At 54.3% G+C, this 24,994-nt stretch carries 26 protein-coding genes; 11 read left to right on the plus strand and 15 right to left on the minus strand.

Annotated features, from left to right (window positions below; translation table 11 throughout):
• Window position 1: 1 nt before the first annotated feature.
• Window positions 2–1,075 carry an acyltransferase family protein gene (locus FZF21_RS08520; protein ID WP_047737715.1) on the minus strand — a complete coding sequence of 358 codons (1,074 nt, stop codon included), beginning with the start codon at window positions 1,073–1,075 and terminating at the stop codon, window positions 2–4.
• 256 nt (window positions 1,076–1,331) lie between these two features.
• On the opposite strand from FZF21_RS08520, the gene lolC reads away from it, so the two are divergent.
• From lolC to cobB, 5 genes are read left to right on the plus strand one after another with little or no spacing between them, the layout of a single operon-like run.
• Entirely contained in the window at window positions 1,332–2,531 is a 1,200-nt protein-coding gene (gene lolC, locus FZF21_RS08525) for a lipoprotein-releasing ABC transporter permease subunit LolC (protein WP_017384712.1), read from the plus strand.
• On the plus strand, window positions 2,524–3,225 hold the full coding sequence (gene lolD / locus FZF21_RS08530; protein WP_015570809.1) for a lipoprotein-releasing ABC transporter ATP-binding protein LolD: 702 nt from the start codon (window positions 2,524–2,526) through the stop codon (window positions 3,223–3,225). The genes lolC and lolD overlap by 8 nt, the downstream gene beginning before the upstream one ends.
• Complete coding sequence (lolE, locus tag FZF21_RS08535) at window positions 3,225–4,469, plus strand: lipoprotein-releasing ABC transporter permease subunit LolE (RefSeq protein ID WP_017384711.1); 1,245 nt, start codon at window positions 3,225–3,227, stop codon at window positions 4,467–4,469. The genes lolD and lolE overlap by 1 nt, the downstream gene beginning before the upstream one ends.
• A gap of 54 nt (window positions 4,470–4,523) precedes the next feature.
• Window positions 4,524–5,435, plus strand: coding sequence for an N-acetylglucosamine kinase (nagK, locus tag FZF21_RS08540; RefSeq protein WP_032670943.1), 912 nt, complete (start codon window positions 4,524–4,526; stop codon window positions 5,433–5,435).
• Between the two features lie 14 nt (window positions 5,436–5,449).
• A complete protein-coding gene (gene cobB / locus FZF21_RS08545) occupies window positions 5,450–6,271 on the plus strand; it encodes a Sir2 family NAD+-dependent deacetylase (RefSeq protein WP_006809226.1) in 822 nt (273 codons plus the stop codon).
• Window positions 6,272–6,305: 34 nt separating this feature from the next.
• Here the strand turns inward: cobB and potD are convergent, their stop codons facing one another.
• From potD to potA, 4 genes are read right to left on the minus strand one after another with little or no spacing between them, the layout of a single operon-like run.
• Complete coding sequence (gene potD / locus FZF21_RS08550; RefSeq protein WP_015570806.1) at window positions 6,306–7,340, minus strand: spermidine/putrescine ABC transporter substrate-binding protein PotD; 1,035 nt, start codon at window positions 7,338–7,340, stop codon at window positions 6,306–6,308.
• On the minus strand, window positions 7,337–8,128 hold the full coding sequence (potC, locus tag FZF21_RS08555) for a spermidine/putrescine ABC transporter permease PotC (RefSeq protein WP_015570805.1): 792 nt from the start codon (window positions 8,126–8,128) through the stop codon (window positions 7,337–7,339). The genes potD and potC overlap by 4 nt, the downstream gene beginning before the upstream one ends.
• Window positions 8,125–8,982, minus strand: a complete 858-nt coding sequence (gene potB / locus FZF21_RS08560) for a spermidine/putrescine ABC transporter permease PotB (protein ID WP_047737711.1) — start codon at window positions 8,980–8,982, stop codon at window positions 8,125–8,127. Before potB ends, potC begins: the two co-directional genes overlap by 4 nt.
• The gene (gene potA / locus FZF21_RS08565) at window positions 8,966–10,114 is read right to left on the minus strand and encodes a spermidine/putrescine ABC transporter ATP-binding protein PotA (protein ID WP_180240388.1); all 1,149 of its coding nucleotides are present in this window, start codon (window positions 10,112–10,114) and stop codon (window positions 8,966–8,968) included. Before potA ends, potB begins: the two co-directional genes overlap by 17 nt.
• 237 nt (window positions 10,115–10,351) lie before the next feature.
• On the opposite strand from potA, the gene pepT reads away from it, so the two are divergent.
• Window positions 10,352–11,575: a peptidase T gene (pepT, locus tag FZF21_RS08570; protein WP_006809220.1), complete on the plus strand. Its 1,224-nt coding sequence runs from the start codon at window positions 10,352–10,354 to the stop codon at window positions 11,573–11,575.
• Window positions 11,576–11,672: 97 nt separating this feature from the next.
• Window positions 11,673–12,164: a transposase gene (locus tag FZF21_RS08575; protein ID WP_047737704.1), complete on the plus strand. Its 492-nt coding sequence runs from the start codon at window positions 11,673–11,675 to the stop codon at window positions 12,162–12,164.
• A 91-nt stretch (window positions 12,165–12,255) separates the two neighbouring features.
• Here the strand turns inward: FZF21_RS08575 and FZF21_RS08580 are convergent, their stop codons facing one another.
• The 3 genes from FZF21_RS08580 to phoP form a co-directional block, all read right to left on the minus strand.
• Window positions 12,256–13,377: a cupin domain-containing protein gene (locus FZF21_RS08580; protein WP_017384706.1), complete on the minus strand. Its 1,122-nt coding sequence runs from the start codon at window positions 13,375–13,377 to the stop codon at window positions 12,256–12,258.
• Window positions 13,378–13,468: 91 nt separating this feature from the next.
• Complete coding sequence (phoQ, locus tag FZF21_RS08585; RefSeq protein WP_015570801.1) at window positions 13,469–14,932, minus strand: two-component system sensor histidine kinase PhoQ; 1,464 nt, start codon at window positions 14,930–14,932, stop codon at window positions 13,469–13,471.
• The gene (phoP, locus tag FZF21_RS08590) at window positions 14,933–15,604 is read right to left on the minus strand and encodes a two-component system response regulator PhoP (protein ID WP_026094318.1); all 672 of its coding nucleotides are present in this window, start codon (window positions 15,602–15,604) and stop codon (window positions 14,933–14,935) included.
• A gap of 474 nt (window positions 15,605–16,078) precedes the next feature.
• On the opposite strand from phoP, the gene FZF21_RS08600 reads away from it, so the two are divergent.
• Window positions 16,079–16,471 (plus strand): hypothetical protein, encoded by a 393-nt coding sequence (locus FZF21_RS08600; protein ID WP_167497061.1) that lies wholly within the window; start codon window positions 16,079–16,081, stop codon window positions 16,469–16,471.
• 86 nt (window positions 16,472–16,557) lie between these two features.
• Here FZF21_RS08600 and purB read toward each other — a convergent pair whose 3' ends face one another.
• From purB to rluE, 5 genes are read right to left on the minus strand one after another with little or no spacing between them, the layout of a single operon-like run.
• On the minus strand, window positions 16,558–17,928 hold the full coding sequence (gene purB / locus FZF21_RS08605) for an adenylosuccinate lyase (RefSeq protein WP_017693620.1): 1,371 nt from the start codon (window positions 17,926–17,928) through the stop codon (window positions 16,558–16,560).
• Window positions 17,929–17,947: 19 nt separating this feature from the next.
• Window positions 17,948–18,577, minus strand: a complete 630-nt coding sequence (gene hflD / locus FZF21_RS08610; RefSeq protein ID WP_006809213.1) for a high frequency lysogenization protein HflD — start codon at window positions 18,575–18,577, stop codon at window positions 17,948–17,950.
• Between the two features lie 27 nt (window positions 18,578–18,604).
• Window positions 18,605–19,717: a tRNA 2-thiouridine(34) synthase MnmA gene (mnmA, locus tag FZF21_RS08615; protein ID WP_032667904.1), complete on the minus strand. Its 1,113-nt coding sequence runs from the start codon at window positions 19,715–19,717 to the stop codon at window positions 18,605–18,607.
• 40 nt (window positions 19,718–19,757) lie between these two features.
• Window positions 19,758–20,231, minus strand: coding sequence for an NUDIX hydrolase (locus tag FZF21_RS08620; protein ID WP_032619915.1), 474 nt, complete (start codon window positions 20,229–20,231; stop codon window positions 19,758–19,760).
• On the minus strand, window positions 20,231–20,893 hold the full coding sequence (gene rluE / locus FZF21_RS08625) for a 23S rRNA pseudouridine(2457) synthase RluE (protein WP_017693618.1): 663 nt from the start codon (window positions 20,891–20,893) through the stop codon (window positions 20,231–20,233). Before rluE ends, FZF21_RS08620 begins: the two co-directional genes overlap by 1 nt.
• A gap of 117 nt (window positions 20,894–21,010) precedes the next feature.
• Between rluE and icd the strand changes: the two genes are divergently transcribed.
• A complete protein-coding gene (gene icd / locus FZF21_RS08630) occupies window positions 21,011–22,261 on the plus strand; it encodes an NADP-dependent isocitrate dehydrogenase (protein WP_003857898.1) in 1,251 nt (416 codons plus the stop codon).
• 75 nt (window positions 22,262–22,336) lie between these two features.
• Window positions 22,337–22,582 carry a YmjA family protein gene (locus tag FZF21_RS08635; RefSeq protein WP_022650806.1) on the plus strand — a complete coding sequence of 82 codons (246 nt, stop codon included), beginning with the start codon at window positions 22,337–22,339 and terminating at the stop codon, window positions 22,580–22,582.
• A 4-nt stretch (window positions 22,583–22,586) separates the two neighbouring features.
• Here the strand turns inward: FZF21_RS08635 and FZF21_RS08640 are convergent, their stop codons facing one another.
• Both FZF21_RS08640 and yncL read right to left on the minus strand, forming a co-directional pair.
• Window positions 22,587–24,086: a cyclic diguanylate phosphodiesterase gene (locus FZF21_RS08640; RefSeq protein ID WP_023296321.1), complete on the minus strand. Its 1,500-nt coding sequence runs from the start codon at window positions 24,084–24,086 to the stop codon at window positions 22,587–22,589.
• Between the two features lie 124 nt (window positions 24,087–24,210).
• Entirely contained in the window at window positions 24,211–24,303 is a 93-nt protein-coding gene (gene yncL / locus FZF21_RS08645) for a stress response membrane protein YncL (protein ID WP_071524166.1), read from the minus strand.
• A gap of 369 nt (window positions 24,304–24,672) precedes the next feature.
• Between yncL and FZF21_RS08650 the strand changes: the two genes are divergently transcribed.
• On the plus strand, window positions 24,673–24,921 hold the full coding sequence (locus tag FZF21_RS08650) for a GlsB/YeaQ/YmgE family stress response membrane protein (protein ID WP_003857896.1): 249 nt from the start codon (window positions 24,673–24,675) through the stop codon (window positions 24,919–24,921).
• The last annotated feature ends 73 nt before the right edge of the window (window positions 24,922–24,994 follow it).

Genomic DNA, 24,994 nt, shown 5'->3' on the forward strand with positions numbered 1-24,994 from the left:
ATTAACGGGTAGCAGTTTGTGGTGAAAGCCGCGCGGGAGGGGAGAAGAAAAGATCGCCAAAGAGGGCGGTCGAGAGCTTACGTGCCCCCAGCCCAACCAGCGTGCAGACGAGCAGGCTGATAAACGGGTAGACCAGAATCAGCGTTAACTCCGCCCAGATCGGCCAGTACGCCGCATTCATTTCGCGGATCATGAGCAGGCTAAACGCCTCAATTAAAATGCGGTGGGTGGTATATATCGCGATGGTGTTTGAACCGATGACGTTCAGCAGATTATTGGGATGAACGGCATAACGCTGCTCGAAGCTGTAAAAGATCTTCATGATAACCACGATTGACAGCAGAGAGAGCGGCAGAGGGACATTAGCGAACCACAGCACCACCGACACCGCACCAGAGGCGATGAGGATCAGCCAGCTGCGGCGCAAATTCATCCCTTTCATCCACGCCATCAACTGCGCGCCGTACCATGCGCCGAGGCTGTAGTAGACCATGTTGCGCACCACGCTGTTCATTCCCCACCACGGTAACGGCAGGAAGTTGATGGCGATGCTTGCCAGCGCCAGAAGCCCCAGCATCGGCAGTTTCCAGCGGCTCAGCAGCTTACAGAGCGTAAAGTAGACCACTAAGGCGTACAAATACCATAGGCTGGTGCTGGCCGTGAGCATTCCCCGTACAAACCCTGAAACGGAATCGGCGTAGGCCGCATTGGATGCTGTCGCCAGCTCTCGCTCGGGGGCGAGCCAGGCATTCAGATGAGTCAGCGCCTGCCATTGCAGGACGCCCCACAGGGCCAAAACCCAGACAATGCTCCAGATCCGCTTGTCGAGACTGGTGCGCCAGTTCACCTCGTCAATATATCGACGGATCAAATAGCCGGAGATAAAGAAAAACACCGGCATACGGAACGGGGCAAGGTAAAGATTGAAGTAGACCCAGCATTTGGCGAGCAGGCCCGATAACGGATGCTGTAGCCCGTCCAGGTGAGGATAAAAGGTGATCACCGAGTGGTAAATCACCACCAGGCAGATGCACAGACCTTTTATCTGGTTAATCCATAATGCTTTTTGTTTCATTGTGCGTGACGACCTTGTTGCCATAAACGAAAGGACGATTGTTGTAAAATGAAACCCTGATGTAACGGGTAACAGTCTGTATCAGGACGATTTTCGGAAAAGGTGGAGGCTGTCTGGCGGAAGTTCAGTCAGTAGCATGATGATTTATCTGAATTTTTCGGAAAAATGATTACCGAATCTTACGGTTTCAGTCATTTACGCTTAGCGGATTCGCTTATATACTCGTGGGTCTGCTATCAGCAAACAGACGGATTTCATGTATCAACCTGTCGCACTCTTTATAGGCTTACGTTACATGCGTGGGCGCGCCGCGGACCGCTTCGGTCGCTTTGTCTCCTGGCTTTCGACTATTGGCATTACGCTTGGCGTGATGGCACTGGTGACGGTGCTTTCCGTCATGAACGGCTTCGAGCGCGAGCTGCAAAACAATATCCTGGGGCTGATGCCGCAGGCCGTTCTCTCTTCCACTCAGGGTTCCGTTAATCCGCAACAGCTGCCGGAAAGCGCGGTGAAGTTACAGGGTGTCACGCGCGTTGCGCCGCTCACGACGGGCGATGTGGTGCTGCAAAGCGCCCGTAGCGTGGCGGTCGGGGTGATGCTGGGTATCGATCCGGCGCAAAAAGATCCGCTGACGCCGTTCCTGGTCAATGTGAAACAAACCGACCTGGAAGCGGGTAAATACAACGTCATCCTCGGCGAGCAGCTTGCCGGGCAGCTCGGGGTCAACCGTGGCGATCAGCTGCGCGTGATGGTGCCGTCAGCCAGTCAGTTTACGCCGATGGGGCGTCTGCCAAGCCAGCGCCTGTTCAACGTGATTGGCACGTTTGCGGCGAACAGCGAAGTTGATGGTTACCAGATGCTGGTTAACATTCAGGACGCCTCGCGTCTGATGCGCTACCCGGCGGGAAATATCACCGGCTGGCGTCTGTGGCTTGATGCGCCGCTGAAGGTGGATACCCTTAGCCAGCAGACGCTACCGGAAGGGACGAAATGGCAGGACTGGCGCGACCGGAAGGGCGAACTGTTCCAGGCCGTGCGCATGGAGAAAAACATGATGGGGCTGCTGCTGAGCCTGATCGTGGCCGTTGCCGCGTTTAATATCATCACCTCGCTCGGGCTGATGGTGATGGAGAAGCAAGGCGAAGTCGCCATTCTGCAAACTCAGGGGCTGACTCCGCGCCAGATCATGGCGGTATTTATGGTCCAGGGCGCCAGCGCTGGCATCATCGGCGCGCTGCTCGGCGCGGCGCTGGGGGCGCTGCTCGCCAGCCAGCTCAACAATCTCATGCCGATTATCGGCGCGCTGCTTGATGGCGCGGCGCTGCCGGTGGCAATCGAGCCGCTCCAGGTGGTCGGTATTGCGCTGGCCGCGATGGCCATTGCGCTGCTTTCTACGCTTTATCCTTCCTGGCGGGCTGCCGCCACTCAACCCGCTGAGGCTTTACGTTATGAATAAGATCCTGTTGCAGTGCGACAACCTGTCCAAACGCTATCAGGAAGGCACTGTGCAGACCGACGTGTTGCACAATGTGAGTTTTAGCGTGGGCGAAGGCGAGATGATGGCGATTGTCGGTAGCTCTGGCTCCGGTAAAAGTACGTTGCTGCACCTGCTTGGCGGGCTGGACACGCCAACCGAAGGCGATGTGATCTTCTCCGGGCAGCCGCTGAGTAAAATGTCGTCTACGGCGAAAGCCGAGCTGCGTAACCGCGAGCTGGGCTTTATCTATCAGTTCCACCATCTGCTGCCGGACTTTACGGCGCTGGAAAACGTCGCTATGCCGCTGCTGATTGGTAAAAAGAAACCCGCGGAAATTAATGCCCGCGCCAGCGACATGCTAAAAGCGGTAGGGCTGGGTCATCGCGGGAATCACCGTCCGTCTGAGCTTTCCGGCGGTGAGCGTCAGCGTGTGGCCATCGCCCGTGCGCTGGTCAACAACCCGCGCCTGGTGCTGGCGGATGAACCGACAGGTAACCTCGATGCGCGTAACGCAGACAGCATTTTCCAGCTTCTCGGCGAACTGAACGCCGCGCAGGGAACCGCGTTTCTGGTGGTCACCCACGATTTACAACTGGCTAAGCGGATGGGGCGTCAGCTGGAAATGCGCGACGGTCGTCTGAATGCTGAACTGACGCTGATGGGAGCGGAGTAATGGCTTCACCGTTATCGTTACTCATCGGGTTACGCTTTAGCCGCGGACGCCGCCGGAGCGGGATGGTATCCCTTATCTCCGTGATCTCCACCATCGGTATCGCCCTGGGCGTGGCGGTGTTGATCGTGGGCTTAAGCGCCATGAACGGCTTTGAGCGTGAACTGAATAACCGCATTCTGGCCGTTGTCCCCCACGGTGAAATCGAGCCGGTTAACCAGCCGTGGTCCAGCTGGCGTGATGCCCTTAACAAAGTGGAAAAGGTGCCCGGCATTGCGGCGGCTGCACCTTACATCAACTTTACCGGGCTGGTAGAGAGCGGAGTAAACCTGCGCGCCATTCAGGTGAAAGGGGTAAATCCTCGTCAGGAAGAGCGTCTGAGCGCGCTGCCGCGCTATGTGCAAAATGGCGCATGGGCAAACTTTAAGGCTGGCGAGCAGCAGATCATCATGGGCAAAGGCGTTGCCGATGCGCTGAAGGTGAAGCAGGGCGACTGGGTCTCGATCATGATCCCGAACGCCAGCGCTGATCACAAATTGCAGCAGCCTAAGCGCGTACGTCTGCACGTCACCGGTATTTTGCAACTGAGCGGCCAGCTCGATCACAGCTTCGCGATGGTGCCGCTGGAAGATGCGCGCCAGTATCTGGATATGAGCGACAGCGTGACGGGCATTGCCATTAAGGTTAACGACGTCTTCAACGCCAATAAACTGGTGCGTGACGCTGGCAGCGTGACCAATAACTATGTCTACATCAAAAGCTGGATCGGCACTTACGGGTATATGTACCGTGATATCCAGATGATCCGCGCGATTATGTATCTGGCGATGGTGCTGGTGATTGGGGTGGCGTGTTTTAATATCGTCTCGACGCTGGTCATGGCCGTTAAGGATAAGAGCGGCGACATCGCCGTGCTGCGTACCTTAGGGGCGAAAGACGGTCTTATTCGCGCCATCTTCGTCTGGTACGGTTTGCTGGCGGGGCTGTTTGGCAGCCTCTGCGGCGTGGCGATCGGCGTGGTGGTTTCCCTTCAGCTGACGCCGATTATCAACGGGATTGAAGCGCTTATTGGCCATCAGTTCCTGTCAGGCGATATCTATTTTATTGACTTCCTGCCGTCTGAACTGCACTGGCTGGACGTTATTTATGTGCTGGTTACAGCACTTTTACTGAGTCTGCTGGCAAGCTGGTATCCGGCGCGTCGCGCAAGCCGAATTGATCCGGCGAGGGTATTAAGTGGCCAGTAATTTCGTCATGGTTTAGCGGTCTTTTGGCCGCTGAATCAAACAGAGGAATGCATCATGTATTACGGATTTGATATTGGCGGCACCAAGATTGCGCTCGGCGTGTTCGATAAAGACCTTAAGCTACAATGGGAAACCCGCGTACCCACGCCGCGCGAAAGCTACGATGAATTTTTAACCGCCATTGCCGCGCTGGTGGCGCAAGCGGATGAACGCTTTGGCGTCAAAGGCAGCGTCGGCATTGGTATTCCGGGTATGCCCGAAACCGACGATGGCACGCTGTATGCCGCCAACGTTCCTGCCGCCAGCGGCAAACCGCTGCGTGCCGATCTCTCTGCTCTCCTTGAGCGCGACGTGCGCTTAGACAACGATGCCAACTGTTTTGCTCTCTCAGAGGCCTGGGACGACGAGTTTCGTCGCTATCCGCTGGTGATGGGGCTGATCCTCGGAACCGGCGTGGGGGGCGGGATAGTCATTAACGGTAAGCCCATTACCGGGCGCAGCTACATTACCGGCGAATTTGGTCATATCCGTCTGCCGGTGGATGCGCTGGATGTTGTCGGACGTGATTTCCCGTTGATCCGCTGCGGTTGTGGTCAGCACGGCTGTATTGAGAGTTACCTTTCAGGCCGTGGGTTTGCATGGCTTTATGAACACTTCTATCATCAGAAACATGACGCCCCCCAAATCATTACCCTGTGGGAACAAGGGGATGCGCAGGCGCGAGAGCACGTTGAACGCTATCTCGACCTGCTGGCCGTGTGCCTGGGGAATATCCTGACCATCGTCGATCCGGATCTGCTGGTGATCGGGGGAGGGCTGTCAAATTTCACTGCGATTACGGAACAGTTGTCCGGGCGTCTGCCCCGACATTTATTGCCGGTCGCCCGCGTGCCGCGCATTGAGCGTGCGCGACACGGGGACGCAGGAGGCATGCGCGGAGCCGCATTCCTTCATCTCACCGATTAGTTTACGAGGTTATTATGCTGTCGCGTCGCCAGGGTCGACTCAGCCGTTTTCGCAAAAATAAACGCCGCTTACGTGAACGCCTGCGTCAGCGGATCTTTTTCAGAGACAGGATGATGCCAGAAGCGATGGATAAACCCAGAGTGGTGGTGTTGACCGGGGCGGGGATCTCCGCCGAATCCGGTATTCAGACCTTCCGCGCGGCGGACGGACTGTGGGAAGAACACCGAGTTGAAGATGTGGCGACGCCGGAAGGTTTCGCCCGCGACCCGGCGCTGGTGCAGGCGTTCTACAACGCCCGCCGTCGCCAGCTTCAGCAGCCGGAGATTGCGCCGAATGCGGCGCACCTGGCGCTGGCAAAGCTGGAGGAAGCGCTGGGGGATCGTTTTCTGCTGGTCACGCAGAACATCGACAATCTTCACGAAAGGGCCGGAAACCACAACATCATTCACATGCACGGCGAACTGCTCAAGGTGCGGTGCGCATGGAGTGGTCAGGTGCTGGACTGGAAAGAGGACGTGCTGGACGAAGACCGCTGCCACTGCTGTCAGTTCCCTTCGCGTCTGCGTCCGCATGTGGTCTGGTTTGGCGAAATGCCGCTGGGAATGGATGAGATCTACAGCGCCCTGGCTATGGCGGACGTCTTTATCGCCATTGGTACCTCAGGACATGTCTATCCGGCGGCAGGATTTGTTCACGAAGCGCGACTGCAAGGTGCCCATACGGTGGAGCTTAATCTGGAGCCAAGCCAGGTCGGGAGCGAGTTTGAAGAGAAACATTACGGTCTGGCGAGCGAGGTGGTGCCAGCCTTTGTGGATAAACTCCTGAAGGGGCTGTAAGAGTAACGGGCGACATTGCGTCGCCCGTTGTGCATTAACGGCCTGCTTTTAGCTTCTGATAATACTCTTCATACAGGCGGCTCGCGTCACCGACGTCGTTCTGCCATTCCCCTTTGCTGATGGTTTCAGCGTCCGGATAAAGCGATTTATCATTTGCCACTTCAGGGCTTAACAGCTTCCGCGCGGCCAGGTTTGGCGTCGGGTAGCCGATGGTTTCCGCCACCTCTTTTGCCACATCCGGGCGCAGCAGGAAATTGATCAGCTTCAGGGCGCCCTCGACGTTTTTCGCATTCGCCGGGATCGCGAGGCTGTCCATCCAGAAGATGCCGCCCTCCTTCGGCCAGACCACCTCCAGCGGCGTCCCGGCCTGACGCGCCACAAACGCAGAGCCGTTCCAGACCATACCCAGATTCACTTCACCTTCCATATACGGGTTAGCCGGGTTATCCGAGTTGAACGCCGCCACGTTTGGCATCAGCTTTTTCAGTTCGTTATACGCCGCTTCGATCTCTTTCGGATCGGTGGTGTTACCGGAATAGCCGAGTTTACGCAGCGCAACCTGGAACACTTCGCGCGCATCGTCGGTTAACAGCAGGCTGCTTTTGTATTCCGGCTTCCACAGGTCAGCCCAGGATGAAACCGTTTTTGGATCAATGGCATCGCTGTTGACGCCAATTGCCGTCGCGCCCCAGATGTACGGAATGGAGTAGTCGTTGTTCGGGTCGAACGGCTTGTTTAGCATCTCAGGATCGAGGTTTGAAAAATTGGTTAGCTTCGTTTTGTCGATCTTCTGGATCATGCCTTCTTTGCGCATCTTGTCGACGAAATAGGTCGACGGCACCACCAGGTCATACGCGCCATCTTTATAGGTTTTGAGCTTGGCGTACATGGTTTCATTCGACTCGTAGGTCGAATAGATCACCTTGATGCCCGTCTCTTTGGTGAACTGCTCCAGCAGGCCCGGCGGCACATACTCGGTCCAGTTGTAGAAATAGAGCGTTTTGCTGTCATCAGCATGCGCGGCGCCCATTCCGAGCACCAGTGCCGCAGCGGCAAGCATTTTTTTCATTTCTGTGTCCCCTGAGATTTTGTTTTATCACGAGCAATAACCTGGCTGGCAATTACCAGAACCAGCGATAACACCAACAGAATAGTCGCCAGCGCGTTCACTTCGGGTGAAACACCGACTTTAACCATTGAGTAGATCTTCAACGGCAGAATTTCATAGCTCGGCCCGGTGACGAAGGAGGACACGACCACGTCGTCCATCGACAGGGTAAAGCTGAGCAGCCATCCTGCTGCCACGGCGGGCATCGCCAGCGGCAGAATGATTTTGCGCAGAATGGTCATCTCGCTCGCACCCAGATCTTTCGCCGCTTCCAGCATGCGTACGTCGAACCCTTTCAGACGCGCGTAGACGGTTACCACCACAAACGGCAGACAGAAGGTGATATGCGAGAACAGCAGCGACCAGAAACCGAGCTGGACGCCCAGCAGCATAAACAGCACCAGCAGTGAAATGGCCATCACGATATCCGGGGACATCATCACCACAAACAGCATGCCACTGACGAACGGCTTACCGCGAAAACGGTAGCGGTACAGCGCCACGGCGGTCAGTGAGCCAATCAGCGTCGCGAAGGTGGCAGAAAATACCGCCATCGTCAGCGAGTGCTGAGCGGCCTGTAGCAGGCTGTCATTGTTCATCAGCAGGCCATACCATTTGGTGGTAAACCCTTGCCAGTTGATCCCGAAGCGTGAGCTGTTAAAGGAGTTCACGATCAAAATGATTATCGGAATATAGAGATACGCATAAATGGCGGTCATAAAACCGCCGCGAAGCAGTCGACCGATCATTCCAGCTCCACCTTCTTATTCAGCAGGCGTGATGCACGCCAGTAAACCAGCAGCATCAGCCCCATCACCACCGTCAGCGTTATGCTGGTGGCCGAGCCGAACGGCCAGTCGCGGATATTCAGGAACTGGCTCTTAATCACGTTACCGATCAGCAGGTTTTTCGCCCCGCCCATCAGGTCCGATACGTAGAACAGGCCCATCGCAGGCAGCATGACCAGCAGACAGCCGGCGATAATACCCGGCATGGTCAGCGGAATAATGATGCGGACAAAGGTTTGTAACTTACTGGCGCCCAGGTCTTTCGCCGCTTCCAGCAGCGGTTTATCGAGCTTTTCAATGCTGGAGTAGAGCGGCATCACCATAAACGGCAGCAGGATATAGACCAGGCCGACAATCACCGCGCCCGGGGTGAACATGATGCGGATCGGCGTCTCGATCACCCCCAGCCACAGCAGAAACTCGTTCAGATAACCTTTGGTGCTGAGGAAGATTTTCAGCCCGTAGATGCGGATTAACGAGTTGGTCCAGAAGGGTACAATCAGTAAAAACAGCAGCAGCGGCCGTACTTTTTGCGGCAGGCGGGCCAGGAACCAGGCGAATGGATACCCCAGCACCAGACAGGCGAGGGTAGCAATCAGCGCCATATTGAGCGAGTGCAGCAGCACGTCAAAATAGAGCGGATCGAGCAGGCGCGCGTAGTTGTCCAGCGTAAAGACTATCGCGACGAAGTTCGCGTCGTCGCGGGTCAGGAAGCTGGTCACGATGATCATCAGGTTGGGTAGAAAGACAAACAACACAAGCCAACCGACGATCGTGGCAATCACCACATTCTGGAACTTACTTGTGTTCTTCATCAGCCAGTACAACCTCCCAGCTTTCTACCCAGTTGATGACCATTTTCTGATCCAGCGAGTGGTCGAAGTCCGGATCGTCCTCGTTAAAGAACTCGCTGACCATCACCATTTTGCCGTTTTCCAGTTCCACAACGGATTCGAGGGTCATCCCTTTGTAGTTGCGTTCGCGAACGTAACCGATCAGACCTTCGACGTCAGCCGTGTCGTGGATCTCATCAACGCGGAGATCTTCCGGGCGCAGCAGGACGTTGAGCTTTTGCCCCTTCTCGACGGCAAAGTTGACGGTAATATTGCATTCGCGGCCTTCCACGTTCGCGCGAACGCGCTGCTCGTCCAGACGCTCGATCACCGTGGCGTTAAAGATATTGATTTCGCCAATAAAGCTGGCGACGAACAGGTTTTTCGGCTCTTCGTAAATTTCACGCGGGGTGCCATCCTGCTCAATCTTGCCGTCGCGCATCACCACGATACGGTCTGACATGGTCAGGGCTTCTTCCTGATCGTGCGTGACAAACACGAACGTGATGCCGAGCTTACGCTGAAGCGCTTTCAGCTCGTTCTGCATCTGCTTGCGCAGCTTGTAGTCCAGCGCGGAAAGGGATTCATCCAGCAGGAGCAGGCGAGGTTTGTTGACCACGGCGCGGGCAATGGCCACACGCTGCTGCTGACCGCCGGAAAGTTGATGCGGCTTGCGCTGGGCAAACTCTTCCAGCTGCACCATGCGCAGGGCTTCGGTGACGCGGGGCGGGATCTCGCTGGTCGGTGTTTTTTGCATCCTCAGGCCAAACGCCACGTTCTCAAACACGGTCATGTGCGGGAACAGGGCATAGCTCTGAAAGACGGTATTGACGTGGCGATCTTCGGCTGGAACCTGGGTTATGTCCTGGTTCTCAAGATGGATATGGCCGTTATCGACGCTTTCCAGCCCGGCGATAAGGCGCAGGACGGTGGTTTTGCCGCAGCCGGAGGGGCCGAGCAGCGTGAGAAACTCACCGTCATTGATGGTCAGATTAAGGTCGGAAATGACATCTTTGCCATCGAAACTTTTACGAATTCGTTCCAGTTGCACCAGCGGTGAAAGGGAACGGGGTTGTGTATTCAATTTTCGCGCTGTCCCATATAGACGCCTCAGGCAGCAGACTGAAGCGGGGTTTGTGTGTAACCACCTTGGTGACTCGTAATGAGGGCGGACATTCTACGGCAAACCCATTGAATCGCCAATCCTTCTCACTTATTCATAAGCTACATTTATTAACGCACAACGATATAAACGTAAAAAGTTCTCGTTTGCGGGATAAAAGTGACCTGACGCAATATTTGCGTTTTGCTGCTTAATGATAATGTTGTCACAAAAAGTGAGGGTGACTGCATGGATAAACTACTTGAGCGTTTCTTACATTACGTTTCGCTGGATACCCAATCTAAGCCGGGGGTCCGACAGGTGCCAAGCACCGAAGGCCAGTGGAAGCTGCTAAATCTGCTGAAAGAGCAGCTGGAGGCCATGGGGCTGGTTGATGTCACGCTCAGCGAAAAAGGGACCGTGATGGGAACGCTGCCGGCGAATATTGACGGCGATATCCCGGCAATTGGCTTTATTTCTCATGTCGATACCTCACCTGATTTTAGCGGTAAACACGTAAACCCGCAGATTGTTGAAAACTACCGCGGCGGTGATATTGCGCTGGGCATTGGCGACGAAGTGCTGTCGCCGGTGATGTTCCCGGTACTGCATCAGCTGCTGGGGCAGACGTTAATCACCACTGACGGCAAAACCTTGCTGGGGGCCGATGACAAAGCGGGCATCGCCGAGATCATGACGGCGCTGGCGGTGCTGAAGGGCAAAAATATCCCACATGGCGATATCCGCGTGGCCTTCACGCCGGATGAAGAGGTTGGAAAAGGCGCAAAACACTTTGACGTTGAGGCGTTTAACGCGCAGTGGGCCTACACCGTCGACGGTGGCGGCGTGGGTGAACTGGAGTATGAAAACTTTAACGCGGCATCGGTAACGATCAAAATCGTCGGGAATAACGTGCACCCGGGGTCTGCGAAAGGGGTGATGGTGAATGCGCTGTCGCTGGCTGCGCGTATTCATGCGGAAGTGCCCGCCGAAGAGAGCCCGGAGATGACGGAAGGGTATGAGGGTTTTTATCATCTGACCAGCATCAAGGGGACCGTGGACAGCGCGCAGATGCACTATATTGTCCGCGATTTCGACCGCAAAGCCTTTGAAGCGCGCAAACGTAAGATGATGGAGATCGCGAAAAAGGTCGGCAAGGGGCTGCATCCGGATTGCTATATTGAACTCATCATCGAAGACAGCTATTACAATATGCGCGATAAGGTGATGGAGCATCCGCATATTCTTGATATCGCCCAGCAGGCGATGCGCGATTGTGACATCGAGCCGGTGATGAAACCGATCCGTGGCGGTACCGATGGTTCACAGCTGTCGTTTATGGGCCTGCCGTGCCCGAACCTGTTTACCGGTGGATATAACTACCACGGCAAGCATGAGTTCGTGACGCTGGAAGGGATGGAGAAAGCGGTGCAGGTGATCGTGCGGATAGCGGAGTTAACCGCGAAGCGGTAATGTTTTATGCCGGGTGGCGGCTACGCCTTACCGGGCCTACATTTCGATCGTAGGCCCGGTAAGCGCAGCGCCACCGGGCAATGGGCAAGGAGTGCCAATGTCAAACTACCGCCGCCACTACATCCCCGGTGGGACCTGGTTTTTCACCGTCAATCTGCAAAACCGCCAGAGCGATTTACTTACTCGCCACATCGACAGCCTGCGTTCCGCTACCGCCACGGTTAAGCGTGCGAAGCCCTTTACCATTAACGCCTGGGTTATCCTGCCTGAACATATGCACTGTATCTGGACCCTGCCGGAAGGGGACAGTGACTTTTCAGCGCGCTGGCGCGACATCAAAAAAACGTTTAGCCGCAACATTGAAATGCGCCACGTCTGGCAACCGCGTTTCTGGGAGCACACTATTCGCAATGAGCAGGATTATCGGCGGCATATGGATTACATCTACATCAATCCGCTGAAGCATGGCTATGTCGGGAAAGTCGTCGACTGGCCATATTCAACGTTTCATCGGGACGTGCGGGAAGGGGTATATCCGGCAGACTGGGCGGGTGAGATTGAGGATTTTGCGGCGGGGGAGCGGAAGTAAAACAAAGCCCGGTGGCGCTTCGCTTACCGGGCCTACGGGTGCAATATGTAGGCCGGGTAAGGCGTAGCCGCCACCCGGCAAACATCATGGCTCAGTCCTCAAAAAACCAGTACCCGCTGTTCACCAGCGCGGCCAGCATGGCGAGGAAGGAGGGATCGTCCAGTGCGTCGCCAAAGGTATCCGCAGTCAGCACCATATGGCTGGCAATCGCTTCCAGCGCCGGGCGATGCGGAGAGTCCAGGCGCTCGCCGTTGACGAATACCTCTTCGCCAATGCGCAGTACGCGTAATCCGCCCAGACGAACCAGCTTATCGCCCTGCTGGAGCGCATCATAAATTTCATCTGCCTGATACGGCGGCTCTGGCGGTGCGACGTCCAGTTCGTGACGCGACTGGCTGATAAACTCGCCAAACCACTGTCTGAAGTGCTCCGGTTCGTTGATCAGATCCAGCATCATCCCGCGCAGCTTATCCAGCTCCTCTGGCAGAATATCCGCCGGGTGCTCACGCGCCGGAACGTCCGGATCGCTGTAACGGTAGCTGCCCAGCTCACGCTGTAAAACATAGTCAGCAAATCCGCTGATCATCTCGCGCCCGCTTGGCGCGCGGAAACCAACCGAATAGTTCAGCGAGTTTTCCAGGGAATAACCTTCATGCGGGAAGCCCGGTGGGATATAGAGAATGTCACCTGGCTCCAGCTCTTCATCAATGATCCCTTCAAACGGATCAACCTGAAGCAGATCCGGGTGCGGGCAGTGCTGCTTCATTGGCACTTTTTCGCCCACGCGCCAGCGACGGCGCCCGGTACCCTGAATGATAAACACGTCGTACTGATCCAGATGCGGACCCACGCCGCCACCGGGAACGGAGAAGGAGATCATCAGATCGTCCATTCGCCAGTCTGGCAGGGCGCGGAAGGGACGCATTAAGGCTGCGGTGGGTTCGTGCCAGTTGTTGACCGCCTGCACCAGTAAAGACCAGTTGTTTTCGCCCAGGTGATCGTAGCTTTCAAAGGGACCGTGGCTGACCTGCCATTTCCCGTCCTGGTGGCTCACCAGACGGCTGTCTACCTCGTTTTCCATCGCCAGACCAGCGAGTTCGTCAGGAGAAATAGGGTCGATAAAATTGCTGATCCCGCGTTTAAGAACGACCGGGCGTTTTTGCCAGTAACGTTCAATAAATTCGGGCCAGTTAAGCGTTAATTGATAATCCATATTTTTGTATTCCGCAGGCTCTTACTGAGACGGATTATAACGGAAGCACCGCCCCCTGACTGCGAGATCCGCGTATTTTTCACATTTCGGGTCAACTATCGTTCGATACGGGATGCTGGCGGCCAAAAATGACTTCCATACGGGCACCGCCCAGCAAACTTTCACCGGTTTCAATCTTGCCCTCGTACTGATCGACGATTTCCCTGGCGACGGATAATCCGACGCCCTGGCCTGGCCGCAGCGTATCGGCGCGCTGGCCGCGATCGAACACCACTTCGCGTTTATTACGGGGAATGCCAGGACCATCATCCTCAACGATAATATGCAGTTCGTTATCCGTTACCCGCGCGGACACCTCGACAAACTCCAGACAATATTTGCAGGCGTTATCGAGCAGGTTTCCCATCACTTCCATAAAGTCATTTTTCTCACCGACAAAGCTAATTTCCGGTGAGATATCCAGACTGATGTTGACCCCTTTACGCTGGTACACCTTGTTTAGCGCAGAGGTGAGGTTATCCAGCAGCGGGGCTACCGGGTGCAGTTCACGGCTCAACAGGGCGCTTCCGGAACGCATGCTCGCGCGGTGCAGGTAATAGCCGATCTGCTGTGAAATACGGCTGATTTGTTCCAGCATCACCGGCTCGGCGTCATCCACGCTCATTTTCGAACTGCGCATGGAACGCAGGGTACTCTGCATCACGGCCAGCGGGGTTTTCAGGCTGTGCGTAAGGTCGGTGAGCGTCGTGCGATACTTGTCGTAGCGTTCACGTTCGCTTTTCAGCAGGCGGTTGAGGTTGCGCACCAGGCTGGTCAGCTCACGCGTGGTCTCCGGGTTTAGCTTCTCGCGGTGATGTTCCTCCAGCTCGCGCACCTCTTTGGCAAGGGATTCAATCGGGCGGAGGCTCCACCACGCAGCAACCCACAGGAGAGGGATCACCAGCAGCAGGTTGGCAGCCAGAACATACACAAACCAGTTCCAGACCATATACGAGCGTTTCAGCTCAACCGGTATGGTATCGATCACCACAATGGTTAACTGCGGCATGTTCAGGGTGGCGGGGTAAAGGTTGATGGCCACAGAGTGGGTCATCTCCGTGTCGTCATCTTCGGCCCGGATCTCATTAAGCTTAATCTGTAAGGCGCGATCGTCACGCAGCAGGCTGCTGGTGGAGTTGAGGTCGGCTTCTATTTCATGAAAACCGTTGGTTTTCAGCCATTCCGGACGGATGCGCTTTTTCAACCACGGGACATCGCGCTGGGCCCAAAGCAATTTCCCTTTTTCATCATAGATCAGCGCCAGCGTCGGGCTCTGCTGATTCAGGTTTTCCGGCATCTCGACGGTGATTCGGTTGTTCTCCCACTTCGCCAGGGTATAAAACAGGTTACTTTCGCCGCGAAGCAGGCGGAAGGTGGTTTTATCGAAGCTCACGCTATAACCGACCAACGCCACCATCCCATAAGAGAGCGACAGCACCAGCACGACGGCGGCGGTTGCCAGCAAAAAGCGAACCCGCAGCGAAAGGGGTAAAATGTGGCGCAATATCCCTTTCATTTAGCGTAATTCGAACAGGTAGCCCTGACCACGCACGGTGGTGATCACGTCATGCGGGTACTGCGCCTGAATTTTTTTACGCAGGCGACCCATCAGCACGTCAATGGTGTGGCTTTCGCGCAGCTCGGCATCCGGATAGAGCTGAAGCATCAGGGAATCTTTGCTCACCACTTTACCGTTGTTACGGATCAGCGTTTCCATGATGGTGTATTCGAATGCGGTCAGCTTGATCACTTCATCATTAATAGAAAATTCGCGGCGAGAGAGGTCCACCTGGAACGGCGGCAGAGAGATAACCTGTGACGCCAGCCCGCTGTTGCGGCGCAGCAGCGCCTGCATACGCGCAGCGACTTCTTCAATATGGAAGGGTTTGGTCACGTAGTCATCCGCGCCAGCGCTCAGGACTTCAACCTTGTCCTGCCAGCCTTCGCGGGCAGTCAGCACCAGTACCGGCAGGGAAACGTCATGGCTACGCCAGCGGCGGATAAGGGACAATCCGTCTTCATCCGGCAGCCCTAAATCGACAATGGCGATGTCCGGCAGGTGTTCATTGAGATAATAATCGGCCTCTTTTGCGTCTTCAGCATCATCCACCTGATGACCCATCTCCTGAAGTTGAACTTTCAGGTGATGACGTAGCAATGCGTTATCCTCAACAACCAGTACGCGCATCATCACTTCTCCCTTTATAAATGGTATGAATAGTTTAACGCTGATTATTCAGGTTGACACCAGCGCAATGAAATTAAATGATTTTTTCATGCTCCCGAACACAGGGGGGATGACGCCAGGCACCTGATTATTAAGTATGTTGACCTGAGCCTGGTTCATATCACCCACCCAACTCACGTAAGCCTCATGCGCCCCCAGCAGGCGCGGGTAATATAAACTGACTTGTTTTCGCAAGCTTTCGCAATCCCGATAAAACAGCCATCCGTTTATGAACTGTTGAAGGCGAGTCGCTTTTTGGACAGCACGGGCACGCCAGTTTTGTAAATATTGCCCTTTTTTTTGTAAGGATGTTCTCACTATGCCTGGCTTTGTCTACGCTTATTTTATGGTGCGAAATTAGATTTGCATAAGATGTGCCAGAAAAGCAGCATTTTTACACAACAAAACAGCAATATAGCGAGTAAAGAGGATTTTATGGAATGGAAGGTTGTTGAGGCTATTGCGAGCCCGGAAAGCGGAACCATCTTTTGCAAAGTTGAAACACAGTATGGCCTGAATTATATCCTGTGGTTAAAGGGAGATTATTACGTTCGTACAGGTGAAATCATCACCACTTCAAACCAGGGGATCCTGATTAACGATCGGCGGCGTAGAGTATGGATAGCGCAGGCAATGCCCTTTACATCAATAGGCTGGATGGGGTTCAAACAGAAAAACGCGTGTCCAGGCAACCGACAGGAGATGGATCGCCCGTGCACGGCTGAAACCCCGTGCCAGTTCAAACTGTGCCCGTTCGGCTTAAAACGGTATATTCCGGAAAGTTATCCCACGGCAAAAAATAACAATCAGCCTGACGGCAGGCTCTAATCCCGGCAAAACAGATAATGTGACGTGAAATGTCGGCTCGATGATGTAAAGCAGCCCCCTTTCCAGGTGGAAAGGGGGAAGGGCGATTACTTCAGCTCGTCAACCATAGCGATGGCACGGCCAATATAGTTTGCCGGGGTCATCTCTTTCAGGCGCGCTTTTTCTTCTTCTGGCAGCGCCAGACCGTCGATAAACTGTTTCATACCTTCAGCATCAACGCGTTTACCGCGGGTCAGCTCTTTGAGTTTCTCGTACGGTTTTTCGATGCCGTAACGACGCATCACGGTCTGAATCGGCTCCGCCAGCACTTCCCAGTTGTGATCCAGCTCGTCCAGCAGACGGTCGCGGTTAACTTCCAGTTTGCTCACACCTTTCAGGGTGGACTGGTAGGCGATCAGCGCGTAGCCAATACCTACGCCCAGGTTACGCAGCACCGTGGAGTCAGTCAGGTCGCGCTGCCAGCGGGATACCGGCAGCTTGCTCGCCATATGCTGCAACACGGCATTCGCCAGACCCAGGTTACCTTCGGAGTTTTCGAAGTCGATTGGGTTCACTTTGTGCGGCATGGTGGACGAACCGATTTCCCCGGCGATGGTCTTCTGCTTGAAGTGGTTCAGGGCGATGTAACCCCATACGTCACGATCGAAGTCGATCAGGATGGTGTTGAAGCGCGCAATGCAGTCAAACAGCTCGGCGATGTAGTCGTGCGGCTCAATCTGGGTGGTGTACGGGTTCCACTGGATCCCCAGAGAGGTCACAAACTCTTCGCTGAACTGGTGCCAGTCCACTTCCGGGTACGCGGCGATGTGGGCGTTGTAGTTACCCACCGCGCCGTTGATTTTGCCGAGGATCTCAACCTGCTCCAGCTGACGATACTGGCGTTCCATGCGGTACGCCACGTTCGCCATCTCTTTACCCATGGTGGATGGGGTTGCTGGCTGGCCGTGAGTACGGGACAGCAGCGGAATGTCGCGGTATTCCACGGACAGCGCTTTCACCGCATCAATGATTTTACGCCAGTAAGGGAGTACTACCTCTTTCCGCGCGGTAGAGAGCATCAGTGCGTGAGACAGGTTGTTAATATCTTCAGACGTACAGGCGAAGTGAATAAATTCAGATACCGCGTGCAGGGCAGGGACGCTTGCCACTTTCTCTTTCAGGAAGTATTCAACCGCTTTCACGTCGTGGTTGGTGGTGCGTTCGATGGTTTTAATGCGCGCGGCATCTTCTTCGCTGAACTCAGCAACGATTTTATCAAGGTAATCGTTTGCCTTTGCGTCAAAAGCAGGAACTTCCTTGATTGCTGTCTGGGCGGCCAGCTTTTGCAGCCAGCGTACTTCAACCTGAACACGGAACTTCAGCAGGCCATATTCGCTGAAGATCCCGCGCAGCGCGCTGACTTTATCGCCGTAGCGTCCATCGACAGGGGATACGGCGGTCAGTGAGGATAATTCCATAATTCGCAACTCCGGGAGGTTAACAATGAGCAAGAATTTGTTTTGCCTGAGTCGTCAGGCGATGACGAGAAAACATTAACTGTAGGCGGCCACCGCCGACCTGTTGCCACAGCACGGCGGCACGGATGCCTGCCAGCAGCGAAGCGCGTACCTTCGCCTGTACCTGTGGGCTTTGCAATACGGCAGGCGAACCGGTGACCTGAATACGCGGGCCGAGCGGGCTAATCACGTCAACGTAGATACCGGCCATCGCGCTGAGCAGGGTCTCAGACTGGAGGTCAAAGTGGTCGAGCTGGCGCTGTAGCCCGGCGATGCGGTCGCCCAGGGTATTCATTGCGCCTTTTGCCGCATTAAGCTTACGTTCCAGCACCATCAGGCTTAAGGTGTAGCGGGTCAGTTCCGCGTTCAACCCCTGACGGTTGCTGGCGTTGAGCACGCCGAGCAGAGTTTCAAGACCGAGACGAAGATTGGTTTCACTGCCGCCAAAGACGCCCAGCGTGGAGCCTGGGTTAAGATCGATAACGCTGTTGAGTGAAACGTGCAGGGCATCAGCGTCGCAATGACCCTGATGCGCCAGCTGTTGCACCAGACGGGCTGACTGGCAAATTCCCGCCAGCGCCAGGGTGATGTCATAATAGTTCTTCGCCACACGGTCTCCTTTATGTGTGCAAACGGTTTAAACAGCAGGCAGCGGCAGGCGCTGTTCAATGATCCCACCGCCGAGGCAAATTTCGCCGCGGTAGAAAACAGCAGACTGGCCAGGGGTAACGGCGGAAACCGGCTCGTCGAAACGCACGTCAATGCGATCGTCATCCAGTGCGGTTACGGTGCAAGGGATGTCCGTCTGGCGGTAGCGCGTTTTCACTGTGCAGCGTAGCGTGCCTTTCAGCGGCTCGCGATCGACCCAGTGCAGCTGTTGCGCGATCAGTCCAACGGACATCAGGCGCGGGTGGTCGTGACCCTGAGCCACAACCAGAATATTGTTTTCGACGTCTTTGTCGACCACGTACCACGGATCTTCGCTGCCCTCTTTGGTGCCGCCGATACCCAGACCTTTACGCTGGCCGAGAGTGTGGTACATCAGCCCCTGGTGCTGACCAATCTCATCGCCGTCAACGGTGACGATTTTGCCCGGCTGTGCAGGCAGGTAGCGCCCCAGGAACTCGCGGAATTTACGCTCGCCGATAAAACAAATACCGGTGGAGTCTTTTTTCTTCGCGGTGATCAGATCCAGATCTTCAGCAATCTTACGCACTTCCGGCTTTTCCAGCTCGCCGACCGGGAACAGACTTTGGGCAATCTGTTCGTGGCTCAGCGTATAGAGGAAGTAGCTCTGATCTTTGTTGCCGTCCAGGCCGCGCAGCAGCTGGCTTTTGCCATTCACATCCGCGCGACGCACGTAGTGGCCGGTCGCAATGTAGTCTGCGCCCAGGTCTTCCGCGGCGAATTCCAGGAAGGCTTTGAATTTGATCTCTTTGTTGCACAGGATATCCGGGTTTGGCGTGCGGCCCGCTTTGTACTCTTCGAGGAAGAGTTCAAAAACGTTGTCCCAGTATTCTGCGGCAAAGTTAACGGTGTGCAGTTCGATGCCGAGCTTATCGCACACGGCCTGCGCATCGGCGAGATCCGCAGCGGCAGTGCAGTATTCCTCGCCATCGTCTTCCTCCCAGTTCTTCATGAACAGGCCCTCCACCTTATAGCCCTGTTGCTGCAACAGGTAGGCGGAAACGGAGGAATCGACACCGCCGGACATGCCGACGATTACTTTTTTCTGGCTGTTATCTGACATGGAATACTCACGACATTGAACTTCAAGGCGGCGTATTCTATCACGCCCCCCCACCATTGACACCCTCTGTAAACGGCCAGTTAAATTCTGCAATGACATCCAGCGGCAGGCGCGCCGCAGACTGCCAGCAGCGGATGCTTTCCGCCACCAGCGGCGAACGCAGGTTTGGCGCGTTCAGGATCTCCTCGGCAGTCACCCACAGGCAGCGATCGATATCGTCGTCGTGCGGTTCAGTGGCGCACGTTTCGTTAAGTTCAACGGCGAATAAGAAGCGCAGGAAAGGCGTCTGGTCAGGCGCTATCCACTGATGCATACGGATAAAATGCTGCGGTTCGGCGCGGATACCCGTCTCCTCCCACAGCTCACGGGCTGCCGCCTGGCGTAAGGTTTCATTGGCTTCAAGATGCCCGGCAGGCTGGTTCCACAGCGCTTTGCCATTGATGGTCTCTTCCACCACCAGGAATTTCCCCTGCGCATGGACCACGCAGGCGACCGTAACATGAGGTTTAAACATCAGTTCTCCTTAGGGGTAACATCCCGCCATTCCCCGTTTGCCAGCGAGTCCAGCGTGTAGCTGCCCATGGCATAGCGAATGAGTCGCAGGGTAGGGAAGCCCACATGCGCAGTCATGCGCCTGACCTGTCGGTTGCGGCCTTCATAAAGGGTTATTTTAAGCCAGCTGGTGGGAATGGATTTCCGCTCACGAATCGGTGGATTGCGCGGCCACAACCACTCGGGTTCATTCACGCGCTCAATACCAGCCGGCAGGGTGGGACCGTCGTTCAGCGTTACGCCGTTACGCAGTTTTGCCAGCGACGCGTCGTCCGGCTCGCCTTCAACCTGCACAAAGTAAATTTTCCCGGTACGCTTGCCCGGCTGAGTGAGCCTGGCCTGGAGCACGCCGTCATTGGTGAGCACCAGCAACCCTTCGCTGTCACGATCCAGACGTCCCGCCGCGTACACTCCCTGAACGGGAATAAAGTCCTTCAGCGTGCTGCGCCCGGCCTCGTCGGTAAACTGTGGCAATACATCGTAGGGTTTATTGAACAGTATGACCCGCGTTGGCTGGGGTTCTGGCGTTCTTCTGGTGGCTTGTCGTGAGCTGAATCGCTCAACCCGGTGTTTTCTAAAAGAAGTTTTCGTCATGGTATTTTCAGGCGTTATCAATTGCCGCATTATAGCCTAATAACGAAGACCTTTCATGGCGTCGGACAATCAGGTACTATCGGAAGGCTCATTACAATTTATTAACATAAGATCAGTAACAACCAGAAGCGCTCGAAGGAGAGGTTAATGGAAAGCAAAGTAGTTGTTCCGGCGGAAGGTAAAAAGATCACCCTGCAAAACGGCAAGATTAACGTTCCTCACAACCCGATTATCCCGTTCATTGAAGGCGACGGTATCGGCGTAGACGTTACCCCGGCAATGCTGAAAGTGGTTGATGCCGCTGTTGAGAAAGCCTACAAAGGCGAGCGTAAAATTTCCTGGATGGAAATTTACACCGGTGAAAAATCGACTCAAGTTTATGGCCAGGACGTCTGGCTGCCAGCCGAAACGCTGGACCTGATCCGCGACTATCGCGTTGCTATCAAAGGCCCTCTGACCACGCCAGTTGGCGGCGGCATTCGCTCCCTGAACGTGGCGCTGCGTCAGGAACTGGATCTGTATGTGTGTCTGCGTCCGGTGCGTTACTACCAGGGCACCCCAAGCCCGGTTAAGCACCCGGAACTGACCGACATGGTTATCTTCCGTGAAAACTCAGAAGACATCTACGCCGGTATCGAATGGAAAGCGGACTCTGCTGATGCAGAAAAAGTGATTAAATTCCTGCGCGAAGAGATGGGTGTGAAGAAAATTCGCTTCCCTGAGCATTGCGGCATCGGCATCAAGCCATGCTCCGAAGAAGGGACCAAGCGTCTGGTGCGTGCCGCCATCGAATACGCTATCACCAACGATCGTGACTCTGTGACCCTGGTTCACAAAGGCAACATCATGAAGTTCACCGAAGGCGCGTTCAAAGACTGGGGCTACCAGCTGGCGACCGAAGAGTTCGGCGGTGAACTGATCGACGGCGGCCCATGGCAGAAAATTAAGAACCCGAACACCGGTAAAGAGATCATCATTAAAGATGTGATTGCCGATGCGTTCCTGCAACAGATCCTGCTGCGACCTGCTGAGTATGACGTGATCGCCTGTATGAACCTGAATGGTGACTACATCTCCGATGCGCTGGCCGCGCAAGTGGGTGGTATCGGTATCGCCCCGGGCGCGAACATCGGTGACGAGTGCGCCCTGTTCGAAGCAACTCACGGTACTGCACCTAAATACGCAGGCCAGGACAAAGTCAACCCAGGCTCTATCATTCTGTCCGCAGAGATGATGCTGCGTCATATGGAATGGTTCGAAGCCGCAGACCTGATCGTTAAGGGTATGGAAGGCGCGATTAACGCGAAAACCGTCACCTATGACTTTGAACGTCTGATGGAAGGCGCTAAACTGCTGAAATGCTCAGAGTTTGGCGACGCGATTATCGCGAACATGTAATCCACTCGCTGGGTTAAATGACAACGGGAGCCTGAGGGTTCCCGTTTTTTATGCACACAAGACGGAAACAACGCTATGACCCATGATATCCCGCTCAAGTATTATGACATCGTCGACGAGTATGCGACTGAAACGGCGAAACCGGTAGAAGAGGCAGAGCGTACGCCGCTGGCACACTATTTCCAGCTGCTGCTCACTCGCTTATACAACAATGAGGAAATCAGTGAAGAGGCGCAGCGGGAGATGGCTGTCCAGGCCGAGATAGACGAAGCGCGCATTGACGATATTGCAAACTTCCTGAATCAGTGGGGCAATGAATAACGCGTCATCGCGCTGAGTCTGCCAGCAGCCTGGCGAGGTCGTGCCGGGTTAGCGACTTTGAAAAGTACCAGCCTTGTACGAGGGCATCGGGGTATCTCTGCGCGATGAACTGATATTGCGTTTCGCTTTCAACCCCTTCAAAAACCAGGGTTTTGTGCAGTTTAGCGAGCGCGTCGCTGAAGATCACCAGGATATCCTGTTTATAGTGCTCGCTGATGCCGTCCACTAACGACTTATCCACCTTGATTTCGTCATATTTGAGATTTGATAGCCTGGCCAGATTAGAGTTTTGCACACCAAAATCGTCTATTGAAATTTTGACGCCTGCCGATTTAAGCTCCTCACAAAACTCTTCAAGGATGGCCGCGGTGGAAACGCCATTTTCGGATAACTCAACTTTGATTAACGATAAGGGAATCGCGTTCTCTGAGCATTCATGACGTAATACCGCCAGGAATTTGCCGTCTTCAATTTCCGTCCGGCCAACGTTCAGTGAAATCATTAACTGATGTTCAGCGGCCAGCGCGGCAATTTCCGCCAGGGATTTCTTTATCATGTTCTGATAATAAACGTTATACAGGCCAATTTTTTTAATTAACGGGATAAACAGCTCAGGAGAAACCTCTTTGTGATTGTTATCCTGCCATCTTGATAACACTTCAACCCCGACGATTTTCTTATCAGCAACCCGAATAACAGGCTGAAAATGAACGCTGATGGTATTCGCTTTTACCGCTTTGACCAGCGTTCGTTCCAGAGAACGTCGGTCTTCATAAAGTCGAAGAGAAAACAGCGTCAGGGATACCCAGATAAAGTATAAAAACAAGCACAGAAGCACCATCACTACGTGGGAGAGCGAAGCCAGTCCGGCATCATGGTGTGTGACGGTAACGCACAAATCCCAGCGTGTACTGCACTCTGTCACAGCCAGCGTAAATAACAGAGACTGTAAGCGGCTGAAGTTTTCTGATGGCGGCGTAACGGTGAAAAAGGTGCGGCCGAAATCTTTAGTGGAAGAACGAAGCGAATAGTTGGCGGTAACGGGGGCAAATTTATCGTAGGCTGAACGGGAGGTGAAGATAATAAGGTGGTTATAGATTGTCGCATTGCCGACAAAGAAATCTTTCTGCGAAAACTGCGCCAGGCTGAAACCGTTCTGGGTATTATGCAGCTCAGAGGGAAGGGCGATGGGATTTGCCAGCTTGCCCCAAAACGCGGTGCAGGTGATTTTCCCCTTTTCAATAAACCCCACATCGGCGAAATAGAGACTTCGCATCTTTAATTTTCGGTAGACGTTCAGACTGGCGCTATCGCATCCCTGCGCGGAGGTATTTTTAAGCGTACTGGCGATATTTTGCGTTAACTCTTCAGAATAGCTTAAGAGCGTGTGGGAGATCTCCCTCTGCCGGTTCTTTTGCTGCTCAGCGATAATGGCGTTAACAGCATACAGCGACAGGACGACCATAAAGGTTGAGATGATAGCAACGGCAATGGCCTTCTTCATTTTCCTGTTGTCCCACCACGTCCTGAGGTGCAGGGATCTTAACACAGGTCATAAAAGCTACAAGTATGAGAGTTGAGGCTGCACGGAATCGAAAGGAAAGCCACCATGCCAGGCTCCTTTCATCTCAGAACCACTCAAACCGTGTTGAGAGCAGTAGCAGTAACGTACTGGCAGAAACAAGATTAAGGCAGATGACAAACTTGCTTGATACGTTCATGTTATCAACGTTTTTGTTGTTCAGTAGCCACAGAGAATAGCGTTTCACCTCCACTTAAGAAACGCCAGATTTTGGTGGGTTCGGGCAAAAAAAAGCCCACTCAAGAGTGGGCAAGAAATACTGGAAGCAATGTGAGCAATGTCGTACTGAATACCTGAGTGATTTGCTCAACTATTCAGTAATGAGAAAGATAATCTTTCTCAGTAAAAGATGCAACCCCACGATGAGTGTGGAACGGCATTTTTTTACTGCTCATATTTTAATCAAACGAACCGTGTGATTCTTATCACAAATTTCCTTTCTCAGATCCTGTGCTATCCTTTTCTGTGTCGTTGATTTAATGACAAAAACCATACAGAGAGGAAAGCTATGGGAATTTTATCCTGGATTATCTTTGGGCTGATTGCGGGGATCCTGGCGAAGTGGATTATGCCGGGCAAAGATGGCGGCGGTTTCATCGTCACGATCATTCTGGGGATTGTGGGTGCAGTCGTCGGTGGCTGGATCAGTACCCTGTTCGGCTTTGGCAGAGTTGATGGCTTCAACTTCGGCAGCTTTGTCGTCGCGGTGATTGGCGCGCTGGTTGTTCTGTTTATCTACAGAAAAATCAAAAGCTAAATCTGACCTGTGTTAAAAAAGGCTGCCTGACGGCGGCCTTTTTACTTTGGGCGTTACCACCAGCCTAACTGCG

The sequence above is a fragment of the Enterobacter sp. LU1 genome (genome assembly GCF_008271405.2).
Lineage (GTDB): Bacteria > Pseudomonadota > Gammaproteobacteria > Enterobacterales > Enterobacteriaceae > Enterobacter > Enterobacter hormaechei_C.

What these genes read in the sequence shown, in the direction of transcription:
- potB (WP_047737711.1), bottom strand. Translation starts at nt 8,982, where the DNA reads ATGAAGAACACAAGTAAGTTCCAGAATGTGGTGATTGCCACGATCGTC.
- lolE (WP_017384711.1), top strand. Translation starts at nt 3,225, where the DNA reads ATGGCTTCACCGTTATCGTTACTCATCGGGTTACGCTTTAGCCGCGGA.
- lolD (WP_015570809.1), top strand. Translation starts at nt 2,524, where the DNA reads ATGAATAAGATCCTGTTGCAGTGCGACAACCTGTCCAAACGCTATCAG.
- yncL (WP_071524166.1), bottom strand. Translation starts at nt 24,303, where the DNA reads ATGAACGTATCAAGCAAGTTTGTCATCTGCCTTAATCTTGTTTCTGCC.
- phoQ (WP_015570801.1), bottom strand. Translation starts at nt 14,932, where the DNA reads ATGAAAGGGATATTGCGCCACATTTTACCCCTTTCGCTGCGGGTTCGC.
- lolC (WP_017384712.1), top strand. Translation starts at nt 1,332, where the DNA reads ATGTATCAACCTGTCGCACTCTTTATAGGCTTACGTTACATGCGTGGG.
- FZF21_RS08600 (WP_167497061.1), top strand. Translation starts at nt 16,079, where the DNA reads ATGGAATGGAAGGTTGTTGAGGCTATTGCGAGCCCGGAAAGCGGAACC.
- FZF21_RS08650 (WP_003857896.1), top strand. Translation starts at nt 24,673, where the DNA reads ATGGGAATTTTATCCTGGATTATCTTTGGGCTGATTGCGGGGATCCTG.
- cobB (WP_006809226.1), top strand. Translation starts at nt 5,450, where the DNA reads ATGCTGTCGCGTCGCCAGGGTCGACTCAGCCGTTTTCGCAAAAATAAA.
- pepT (WP_006809220.1), top strand. Translation starts at nt 10,352, where the DNA reads ATGGATAAACTACTTGAGCGTTTCTTACATTACGTTTCGCTGGATACC.
- icd (WP_003857898.1), top strand. Translation starts at nt 21,011, where the DNA reads ATGGAAAGCAAAGTAGTTGTTCCGGCGGAAGGTAAAAAGATCACCCTG.
- FZF21_RS08520 (WP_047737715.1), bottom strand. Translation starts at nt 1,075, where the DNA reads ATGAAACAAAAAGCATTATGGATTAACCAGATAAAAGGTCTGTGCATC.
- potC (WP_015570805.1), bottom strand. Translation starts at nt 8,128, where the DNA reads ATGATCGGTCGACTGCTTCGCGGCGGTTTTATGACCGCCATTTATGCG.
- FZF21_RS08580 (WP_017384706.1), bottom strand. Translation starts at nt 13,377, where the DNA reads ATGGATTATCAATTAACGCTTAACTGGCCCGAATTTATTGAACGTTAC.
- rluE (WP_017693618.1), bottom strand. Translation starts at nt 20,893, where the DNA reads ATGCGGCAATTGATAACGCCTGAAAATACCATGACGAAAACTTCTTTT.
- FZF21_RS08575 (WP_047737704.1), top strand. Translation starts at nt 11,673, where the DNA reads ATGTCAAACTACCGCCGCCACTACATCCCCGGTGGGACCTGGTTTTTC.
- purB (WP_017693620.1), bottom strand. Translation starts at nt 17,928, where the DNA reads ATGGAATTATCCTCACTGACCGCCGTATCCCCTGTCGATGGACGCTAC.
- FZF21_RS08635 (WP_022650806.1), top strand. Translation starts at nt 22,337, where the DNA reads ATGACCCATGATATCCCGCTCAAGTATTATGACATCGTCGACGAGTAT.
- FZF21_RS08620 (WP_032619915.1), bottom strand. Translation starts at nt 20,231, where the DNA reads ATGTTTAAACCTCATGTTACGGTCGCCTGCGTGGTCCATGCGCAGGGG.
- nagK (WP_032670943.1), top strand. Translation starts at nt 4,524, where the DNA reads ATGTATTACGGATTTGATATTGGCGGCACCAAGATTGCGCTCGGCGTG.
- FZF21_RS08640 (WP_023296321.1), bottom strand. Translation starts at nt 24,086, where the DNA reads ATGAAGAAGGCCATTGCCGTTGCTATCATCTCAACCTTTATGGTCGTC.
- phoP (WP_026094318.1), bottom strand. Translation starts at nt 15,604, where the DNA reads ATGCGCGTACTGGTTGTTGAGGATAACGCATTGCTACGTCATCACCTG.
- potD (WP_015570806.1), bottom strand. Translation starts at nt 7,340, where the DNA reads ATGAAAAAAATGCTTGCCGCTGCGGCACTGGTGCTCGGAATGGGCGCC.
- mnmA (WP_032667904.1), bottom strand. Translation starts at nt 19,717, where the DNA reads ATGTCAGATAACAGCCAGAAAAAAGTAATCGTCGGCATGTCCGGCGGT.